8 protein-coding genes are annotated in these 9,261 nt (G+C 72.0%); 4 read left to right on the top strand and 4 right to left on the bottom strand.

Annotated elements, in window-relative coordinates:
- Positions 1-537: 537 nt before the first annotated feature.
- A complete protein-coding gene (locus ABH935_RS50610; RefSeq protein ID WP_370385197.1) occupies positions 538-1,101 on the bottom strand; it encodes a helix-turn-helix domain-containing protein in 564 nt (187 codons plus the stop codon).
- Between the two features lie 79 nt (positions 1,102-1,180).
- On the opposite strand from ABH935_RS50610, the gene ABH935_RS50615 reads away from it, so the two are divergent.
- On the top strand, positions 1,181-2,140 hold the full coding sequence (locus ABH935_RS50615) for an NAD(P)/FAD-dependent oxidoreductase (protein WP_370385198.1): 960 nt from the start codon (positions 1,181-1,183) through the stop codon (positions 2,138-2,140).
- A 49-nt stretch (positions 2,141-2,189) separates the two neighbouring features.
- Positions 2,190-2,486, top strand: coding sequence for a DUF4031 domain-containing protein (locus tag ABH935_RS50620; RefSeq protein WP_370385199.1), 297 nt, complete (start codon positions 2,190-2,192; stop codon positions 2,484-2,486).
- Between the two features lie 138 nt (positions 2,487-2,624).
- On the opposite strand, the gene ABH935_RS50625 is transcribed toward ABH935_RS50620, so the two are convergent.
- Positions 2,625-4,727 carry a hypothetical protein gene (locus ABH935_RS50625; protein WP_370385200.1) on the bottom strand — a complete coding sequence of 701 codons (2,103 nt, stop codon included), beginning with the start codon at positions 4,725-4,727 and terminating at the stop codon, positions 2,625-2,627.
- Between the two features lie 258 nt (positions 4,728-4,985).
- On the opposite strand from ABH935_RS50625, the gene ABH935_RS50630 reads away from it, so the two are divergent.
- Positions 4,986-5,384 (top strand): LuxR C-terminal-related transcriptional regulator, encoded by a 399-nt coding sequence (locus ABH935_RS50630; RefSeq protein ID WP_370385201.1) that lies wholly within the window; start codon positions 4,986-4,988, stop codon positions 5,382-5,384.
- A 115-nt stretch (positions 5,385-5,499) separates the two neighbouring features.
- Here ABH935_RS50630 and ABH935_RS50635 read toward each other — a convergent pair whose 3' ends face one another.
- Positions 5,500-8,421, bottom strand: a complete 2,922-nt coding sequence (locus ABH935_RS50635) for a tetratricopeptide repeat protein (RefSeq protein ID WP_370385202.1) — start codon at positions 8,419-8,421, stop codon at positions 5,500-5,502.
- A 119-nt stretch (positions 8,422-8,540) separates the two neighbouring features.
- Positions 8,541-8,738: a hypothetical protein gene (locus tag ABH935_RS50640; protein WP_370385203.1), complete on the bottom strand. Its 198-nt coding sequence runs from the start codon at positions 8,736-8,738 to the stop codon at positions 8,541-8,543.
- Between the two features lie 51 nt (positions 8,739-8,789).
- Between ABH935_RS50640 and ABH935_RS50645 the strand changes: the two genes are divergently transcribed.
- Complete coding sequence (locus ABH935_RS50645) at positions 8,790-9,167, top strand: hypothetical protein (protein WP_370385204.1); 378 nt, start codon at positions 8,790-8,792, stop codon at positions 9,165-9,167.
- Positions 9,168-9,261: the final 94 nt, after the last annotated feature.

The following is a 9,261-nucleotide window of genomic DNA, read 5'->3' on the forward strand; positions in this document are numbered from 1 at the left end:
CACGCTGCTGTGGTGCGGTTTCGTGCGACTTGACACCACCGGCCCGGTCAGCTTGGCTACGCCCGCCGACGCGACGGGGAACCCGGGACAACCCCACCTGTGGGAAGAATTCCCGCGTCTTGGGCACACCACCTCACTACCCGCACGTGTACGCACCCGAGTGGACCCCCGTCCACACCACAGGCGACCAACACTCAGACCGCCGCCGACGCGGGGGGTTGGGGATCCCTCAGAGTCTGGAGTGCCCCCGCCGGAGGCGCCTGCTCTTGACTTCAGGTGCCCACCACGCCCGACGATTGCCGCACACGCGACGCGTGCGCAGTGACCCGGACCGGCGCGGTCGTGTCCAGCATCACCGGCGGCCGCCAACGCAGCGCACCACGCTCAACCGAACTGCGCCACCCAGCGGATCCTTCTTAAACCCGCGCGAAGCCGTAAGAAAACGCCCTTGACTGTCAACCCACAAACAAACCGCACCCGCCACAACCACACATCAAGCAGCAGCGCCCGTTTTGCCCTCTCGCTATCCCCGTCGCCCTACCCCCACTGCCCGCGCGACCGGGCCCGGACGTGCACGCGTTCCCCCTGCGGCCCGAACAGCGTCAGCACCTCCACCGGCGCGGGGCCGGCGGCGCCGAACCAGTGCGGGACGTGAGTGTCGAACTCGACCGCCTCGCCCTTGCCCAGCAGCAGATCGTGCTCGGCGAGCAGCACCCGCATGCGGCCGCTGAGCACGTACATCCACTCCCAGCCCTCGTGGGTGCGCAGCTGCGGCGCGGGTTCGTCGTCGGCGCGCGGCGGGAGCGTCATCTTGTAGGCGCGCAGGCCGCCGGGCTCCTTGGTGAGCGGCACGATCACCCGGCCGTCGCCCTGCTTGCGGGGTGGCTCGGCCCGGCCGACGAGCTCGTCGAGCGAGACCTCGTAGAGGTCGGCGAGCGGCAGCAGCTGCTCCAGCGTCGCGCGCCGCGCGCCGGTCTCCAGGCGGGACAGCGTGCTGACCGAGATGCCGGTGGCCTCGGCGGCCTCGGCGAGGGTCAGGGGCTTGGCCCGGCGGGCGGCGCGCAGGCGGGTGCCGATGGCGGCGGCGAGCTGGTCGTCCATGCCTCCAGTTTGCCAAGTCGGCAACATTTCTTGCCCGCCGCCGCGCCGCCGGCGCATCCTCGGCAGCGGAGGAGATCACATGGACACCATGGTCACTACGCACGATACGGACCACCGGCAGGACTACGACGTCGTCATCGTCGGTGGCGGCGCAGCGGGGCTGTCCGCAGCGCTCATGCTCGGCCGCGCGCGCCGCAGCGTTCTCGTCGTGGACGCCCGCGCGCCCCGCAACGCCAAGGCCGGCCACATGCACGGCTACCTGTCCCGCGACGGCATGCCCCCGCTTGAGCTGCTGGAGCACGGACGCGACGAGGTGCTGTCGTACGGCGGCGTGATCGTGACGGACTACGCGGAGAAGGCCGAGCAGACCGCGGACGGCTTCCGCGTCACGCTGGCCAGCGGCTGCGAAGCGACCGGACGGCAACTGCTGGTCACCACCGGGCTGACCGACGTGCTGCCGGACGTGCCGGGCCTGGCCGAGCTGTGGGCGCGGGACGTGCACGTCTGCCCCTACTGCCACGGCTGGGAAGTCCAGGACACGCCGCTGGCGACCCTGGCGACCGGCCCGATGTCGACGCACCACACCCTCCTGATCCGCCAGTGGAGCGCGGACCTGGTCTACTTCCTGAACGGCCATCCCCTTGAGGACGCCGACCGCGCCAAGCTCACAGCGCGCGGAGTACGCATCGAGGAACGGCCGGTCCAGCGCCTGGCCACCGAGGACGACCACCTGACCGCGATCGAGCTGACCGACGGCACTCGGATCCCCCGCGAGGCACTGTTCCTGGTCCCGCGCTTCGAGCCCAACAGCACCCTGCTGGACGCACTCGGCTGCGAAAAGGACCCCGAAACCGGCTGGCTCAAGACCGGACCCGCCGGCCGCACCTCGGTGCCCGGAGTCTGGGCCGCCGGCAACGTCGCCGACCCGACCACCGGAGTCATCGCGGCGGCCGGCGCGGCGACCGCGACCGCCGCGCAGATCAACGCCGCGCTGGTGGAGGCGGATGTGGTGGCTGCCTTGGCGGCGGCGGGAGGCTGAGCGATCCATGCGGTGAGCACCGCTGGGCTCAAAGGCATGACCCATCCCGATGTGCTTTGATGACCGAGTGATCCTCATCGACCCGCCGACCTGGCCCGGCCACGGTCGGTTGTGGTCGCACCTGGTGAGCGACACCTCCTTCGCCGAGCTGCACGCGTTCGCCGAGCGGTTGGGGGTGCCGCCGCGCGGCTTCGAGCGCGACCACTACGACCTTCCGGCGCACCTCTATGAGCAGGCGGTCGCCGCCGGGGCGCTGCCGGTACGGTCGCGGGAGTTGTTGCAGCGGTTGACGGCGGCCGGGTTGCGGCGGCCCAAGCATCCGCGGCGGCCGCGCGGCGCCGGCTGACTGTGCTGGCTAACTGCGCCGGCCGACTGCGCCGGCCGACTCCGGAGCGGGCATGCCGGACCCGGCGCCCCTGGCGGGAAGCGCCGGGTCAGAACCCTGCGATCCTACGACCCCGGAGGGCTTCGGAAGGGCGCAAGCTCAGCCGACGGTGTAGGGATTCGTGACAGTCTGTTCGATCGTGCCGCCGACGGCGTCCTTCGCCGTCACCCGCAGCGTCAGCGAGGTGCCCGCCGCCGGGTTCGGCCACAGCGCCACATAGTGCCCGAACGCGCCGAGCGTCGGCACGTCGTGCCACGTCGCACCGCCGTCCGTGGACAGCGACGCCTGCGCCGAGGTCACCGCGGCGCGCGGGCCCCGACCGCCGAAGCTCTCATGGCCGATGTCCAGGCCCAGTACTTGCACGCGCGACTGCGAGGTGTTCGTCGCTGACAGGCCGGCCAGCCGGTAGGTGATCGTCAGGACCGGGAGGATCTGGCACGGCCCGGACGGGTTGCCGACCGCCGCCGCGGCCTCGGCGGCCAGGCAGGTGATGCCGGCCGGCAGCGTCGCGGCCGGATCGGCCTTGCCCATGTAGCGGAACGAAACATCCGTGTGCGTCTTCGTGGACTGAGTCGCGCCGGCCTCGGTGCGGTCGATGTCGACGACGACGCGCACCGTCGCCGGGCCGGCCGGGGCGGCACCCAGGACCAGCCCGAGCGACGGCGGCACCGGGGGGTTGGACACGATCGGTGTGCCGTTCCAGTAGTAAGCGTCCGTCTCTGTGCCCACGGTGCTCCCGGTGGTGTCCACGTTGCTGTCGCCGACCTGCGGCAGCGTGACGTTCAGGCCGCCGGCGCCCGCGCAGGCCCCGCAGCTGTCATAGAGATCCGGCACGGCGTGCCGGCGCACCCCGGGCGTCATCGGGCCCTGATTCGAGGTGTGGGCGACGGTCGTGCCGCGGGCGAACTCCACCGGATCGGAGTACAGGACCGGCCCGATGATGCCGCTCCCCTGCCCGGAATACCCCGGCCCGAGCAGACTGCGGCTCCACGTACCAGGGGTGTAGTAGGTGGTGGCAGTGCTGCCGTTGGGGAAACCGCCACCGATCAGGAATCCGGCGGCGTCGGTCGACAGGCCCCCGGACAGCGTCCGCTGCGAGGTGCCGTACGCGGGATCGCCGGCGAGGGTGTCGGTGCCCGTCGCGAGGTCGGCGTCGTGGGCCGCGTAGGTCTGGTTCGCGTCCACGTGGTCCGAATGGTAGGCCACGACGTACTGGTAGGACGGGGCGACGGAGTTCCAGTCCACGGCGAACTCCGAGCTCCCCACCGACGCCTTCGGCGCGGGGTTCACGTACAGGCCGGTCGGCGACTTGGCCACCTGGAAGACGATGTCGGCCGGTCCGGTCAGCGGAGTGCGGACGACAGCGTCCAGATACAGGTTCGGGGCGGCCGCCCGGTCGGTGGTGACGTTGATCCGCGACGTCGCGGTGCGCGCGTCGAGCGTCTGGGTCGGGACCGGACCGGTGGCCGGGACTTGGAAGTCCTGGATCGAGACGAAGCTGTCCTTGACGACATCGCCCTGCGAATCGATCTGGAAAAAGGTGGCGTAGGCCGCGTAGTGGCCGACCGGGACGGCGATCCGCGCGACTCCGTTCATCACCGTGACCGGGCTCATGAAGATCTGGGAATTGTCAGTGTCGATCAGCTCGACCTCGATGTTCGCAGGCTGGCCGTTCGCATCGATCGCGTCGATCTGCAGGATGTTCAGGGGGTAGAAGGGCGTGGCCGGCGCGGTCGAGCCGGCGAGCGCCATCGAGAACAGGCCGTCGGGCAGCCCCGAGGCTCCGGCCGCCTTCCCCGCGGCCCGGTCCGCGGCGATCTGCTGCCGCAGCGCCTCGGCCAGCGCCCGGCCGGAGTCGACGGTGAGATAGCCGGTCGCGGTGGATCCCGTCGACGCGGCGTGGGTGACCGCGGTCAGCGTGACGCCCGCCGGGGCCGTCGGCGCGAAACCCGACCGGTAGGTGAGCCGGACCGGAATCCGTGCCGTCGCAGGGTTCTGGTTCGCTTCGACTACGGCGAGCTTTGTCAGGTCGAACAGCGACACGTCCAGTTGATGGCCGGCATAAGGTGCGGCCTCGGCCGGGACCAGGTAACGGTCGCCGGAGGCGTCGTTGAAGCCGGTCATATCGGCGTGGTCGGCGGACAACGGAGTGACGGTGCCGTGCGGGCCGAGGCTCAGCCGGTCGCCGGTCGGCAAAGTCACGATCGATGAGGTGGCAGCCGACAGAGCTGACACGCGAGGGGCCGCGGAGTCTGCGGCAGCGACGGACGGGGTCACGCCCGAGGCGCCGAGTGACGCCGCCAGCGCCACGGCGGCCAGGGCCTTACATCTGAACGGGCTCATGACACATTAATCGACCGGCTCGCGCGTGCCGTTGTCAGCACCCTGCATTCTGCGATGGCGACTACCCGACACCGGGCCGATACAACCGAATCCGGACGCTCAGCGTTTGACATAGTGATGGACACGAAGGAGAGGACCCTCGTCCTGCTGATCGGCGGTCTGACGGACCAAGCCGTGGCGCATCGCCTGGGCGTCAGCGAGCGGACGGTGGAGCGGTACGTACGGACCCTGATGGACGGCGCCGGCTGCCGCAACCGCATGCAGCTGGGCCGGCACGCGGCCCTCACCGGCCTGCCGGCCCACGGCCCCGAGCCCGTCCCGCTCCTGCGCGCCCCGGACTGCGAGGCCCGCCGCCTGCTGGAGCTGATGCTCGCCGACTCCGGCGCCACCGCACAGCGCTCGCTGTACCTGAGCCGGCGCAGCGTCGAGCGCCGCATCAGGGACCTGATGACGGTGGCCGGCGCGCGGAGCCGGGTGCAGCTCGGATGGCTGGTGACGCGGTGGGGGTGGCTGTGAACGCCGCGGAGGGCGGCACACGGCGGCACAGGGCGCCGTAGCGCGCCAGGGAGCCGCGCAGAGCGCCGTGGACGGCCTGGAACGGCCGCCCGGCATATCAGGGTTCAGCGACGCCTTACGATCGCGGCTCACGCCTCCTGAACGCCACCGGAGTCCATCGCCGCCCCCACCGCCGGCCGCGCCACCGCCGCCGTCGCCGCCGCCGTCCCCAATGCTGCGGCTCGAAGCTCGCCGCGACCTCCTTCGCGCCGGCCTCGGCCCGCGCCGCCGCCGCCCGATCCCCCGTCGCCCGCAGCGCCTTCGCCAGGTCGGCCAGGATCTCAGCCTCCTGCCACGGCTCCTCGTAGCGGGCCGCGGTCGCCGCCGCCTCCCGGTACAGCCGCACCGCGTCGGCCGCGCGGCCCTGCGCCATCCACACCGAGGCCTGCATCCAGCGCACCCGCATCAGGCCCCACGGGTCCTGGTAGCGCTCGGCCAGCGCGGCCGCGTCCTCCAGGTGCTGGTCGGCGACGTCCAGCCGGCCCTCCTCGCGGCGTGCCCAGGCCAGCACGCGCAGCGTGTAGCTCTCCCACAGCCCCAGGCCCAGCTGCTGGAACGTCTCCAGCACCGGCATCATCAGCTCCACGGCCTCCTCGACCCGCCCCTGCTCCAGGCGGAGCATCGCCAGGCGGCGGCCCACGACCGCGGTCCAGTAGCGGTAGCCGGAGTCGTTGAAGGTGTCGAAGGACTGCCACATCAGGGCCTCGGCCTCGATCGGGCGGTGCTGGCGCAGGCGCAGCATGGCCAGGTCGAAGACCGCCGAGGCGCGCCAGAACCAGTGGCCGAGCTCGGTCAGGGTGTCGACAGCCGAGGTCAGCTGGCGCTCGGCCTCGGCGAACTTGTAGCGGCGGTTCAGCAGCACGCCGAGGTCGCGGCGGGCCCGGGCGGCCTCGGCGGGCTGGCGCACGTCCCAGTCCGCGCCCTGGCCGACGGCGTCGCCCTCGAACAGGGCCAGCGCCGCGCGTATCGCCTCCTCGGCGTCGGTGAAGCGGCGCAGTCCGGCGTAGGCCTCGGACAGGTCGCGCAGGACGCGGGCCTCCGCGAGCTTGTTGCCCAGCTCGCGGGACAGCTCCAGGGCCTGCTCCAGGTCGTGCACCGCCGCGGCGAAGTGGCCGGCGAAGTAGTGGCCGCGGCCGATCCAGCGCAGGGTGTAGGCCTCCCCGGGGCGGTGGCCGATCTCGCGGCACAGCCGCAGCGCGACAGTGAAGTGCTGCTCGGCCTCGTCGAAGCGGTCCTGGTAGTGGCGCAGGACGCCGTAGCCCTGGTGGATGATCGACTCGGCGCGGCGGTCGCCGCGGCGGGCGGCGGCGTCCAGGCCGGCGTGCAGGACGTCGTCCCAGCGGTTCCAGACGGTGTAGACGGTCTCCAGCACCCGGGCCAGGACCACCGAGAGCTCCCAGCACAGGTCCCACAGTTGGGCGGCGTGCACGCGCTCGACCATGCGGCCCAGGCGGCGGCAGTCGCCGAGCAGCCAGCGGGTCGGGCCGTACTCGGCGTAGCGGAGCAGGTCGGGGTCGTCGACGTGCCAGTGCTCGGCGCTGGACGGCAGCGCCCCGCCGTCCCGGCCGTGGCGCGGGACCGTGGGGTCGGTGAGGTGCTCGGCGTACTCGGCCAGCGCGAGGAAGGCGCCGCCGAGCCGGGCCAGCGCGGCGCGCTGCTCGGCGGGGGCTTCCTCGGCGGCGAGGCGCTCCTCGGCGTACTCGCGCACGAGGGCGTGGAAGCGGTATTCGGTGCCGTTGGAGCTGCCGCGCGCCGCCCGCTCCAGCAGCTGGGCTTCGACGAGGTCTTCCATGACCTCCAGGGCGGCGGCCACCGGGATGTCGAGCAGCGGCGCCGGGGCCCACTCCCGCAGGGATATGGAGGGGAACAGGGTCAGCAGCCGGAAGGCCCGGCGGCTGCGCGGATCGAGCTCGGCGTAGGAGACCTCGATGGCGTCGCGGACGCGGACGTCGCCGGAGCGGAACTCGTCGAGGCTCAGGCGCGCGGCGAGCTCGGCGAGGGTGCGGTGGTTGTCGGCGGCCAGCCGGGCGGCGACCAGGCGCAGGGCCAGCGGCAGGCCGCCGCAGGCGCGGATGATCTGGCGGGCGGCGTCGGGCTCGTCCTCGACGCGGCGGGCTCCGACGTGCCGGACGAGGAGCTCGCGCAGCGAGCCGTCGTCGAGCCCGCCGACGGTGAAGGGCTCGGCCTCCAGCAGGCCCAGCGGGCGGCGGCTGGTGATCACGGTGGCGCAGCCGCGGACCCGCGCGAGCAGCGGACGCACCTGCGCGGCGGACTTGGCGTCGTCCAGGACGACCAGGACCCGGCGGCCGACGAGGCGGTCGTGATAGAGGCGGCGGCGCGCGTCCTCGTCGGGCGGCACCTCCCCGGCGCGCACCCCGAGCGCGGCCAGCAGGCGCCCGAGGGCGGTGGAGGGATCGGGCGCGTCGCGGCCGGAAGGGCCGCCAGCGCTCAGCGTGCTGAGCGAGAGGTGCAGCACACCGCCGGGGTAGTCGCTGCGCACCTCCTCGGCGAACTGCACGGCGAGCGAGGTCTTGCCGACGCCGCCCATGCCGTACAGAGCGAGCACCGGGGCACCGCGACCGTCGTTGGCGACCCGCTCCAGCATGTCCCGCAGCTGATCGAGCTGCTGCCGCCGCCCGACGAACTGCTCGTCCGCGGGCGGCAGCTCCAAACTCAGCGGCCCGGCCCCGTTACCCACCCGCGGATCCGGCCAACTGGCCCGCCGCCCCTCCGGCGCCTTGGCCGCCCCCTCGACGATGAGCCACTCGGTACCGATCGCGAGGATGCCGGTGATGAGCGAGACGGCGATCAGCGCCAGCGTCCACACCACGAGGTTCCCGCGCGCGGAGACCTGCAGAACGATGGCACCGGAGGTGACGATCGTGTTCCCCACGACCAGGATGAACCGACGCCGCTGCCCCGCACTCAGGCGCACCAGCCGCCGCGGATGGTTCAGCCACCGAAGGATGCGGTGGTGTCCGCGTGCTGGTGAGGCCATGCAGTCTCCCGTCTCACAAGGCTGATGTGTTCAATTACGCCAGAGAGCCGGGACGGGGACAAGGGCGAGCCGGGGGCTGGATACGCGCGACGGGGGCGGGGGGCCGCGGCCGCGCGCGATCAGTCGGCGCGCGGCGTGAAATCGGTCAGGGTGAAGGAGAACGGCGCGGGGAGTTCGAGGGCCGAGCCGAAGGGGACACGGATGCCGGCGCGGTAGTCCTGAGCTTCGACATCGGGCCGGCTGAACAGGACGGTCTCCTGACGATCACGGTCGACCAGCAGGTACAGCGGAATTCCGGCCGCAGCGTAGGCCCCCACGAGGGCCGCCCGCACCAGAAGCCAGGCCGCTCGACGACTGTCATGTCGGGGATGAAGAACCCGTGCGGTGTCGCCAACCCGGTTCGCGCCGAGACCAGAGCACGCGCGGCCGACCGCAGCATGATCTGCTTGCTGATCACAGCCCAGATTCGGCAGGCGCGCCCGGCCATCGGCCCGCGAACGACGATCTCGCCGCCGATCAGCTCGCTCAACAGATCAGGGCTGCCCTCTTCGCCGATGATCCGGAAGTTGTCGATGTCGGCCGAGGTCAGGGCGGTCAAGGTGCGCACACCCCCGATCATCGCCGGACCGGATCCGCCGACTCCGGCGCCATCGGAGGAATATCAGACGCTGCGGGTTGATGTTGGGTGGTGGTGCTGGTGGCGGGTGCGGTTTGTTCGTGGGTTGACGGTCAAGGGCGTTTTTTGAGGCGCCTCTGACTTATGTGTGGGTTGTTTGGGTGGGGTTGCGCGCGTGCACGCCGTGTCCGATCTAGGGTTTTGGACTGTCTAAGGTTCAAAAC

It is taken from the genome of Catenulispora sp. GAS73 (genome assembly GCF_041262085.1).
Lineage (GTDB): Bacteria > Actinomycetota > Actinomycetes > Streptomycetales > Catenulisporaceae > Catenulispora.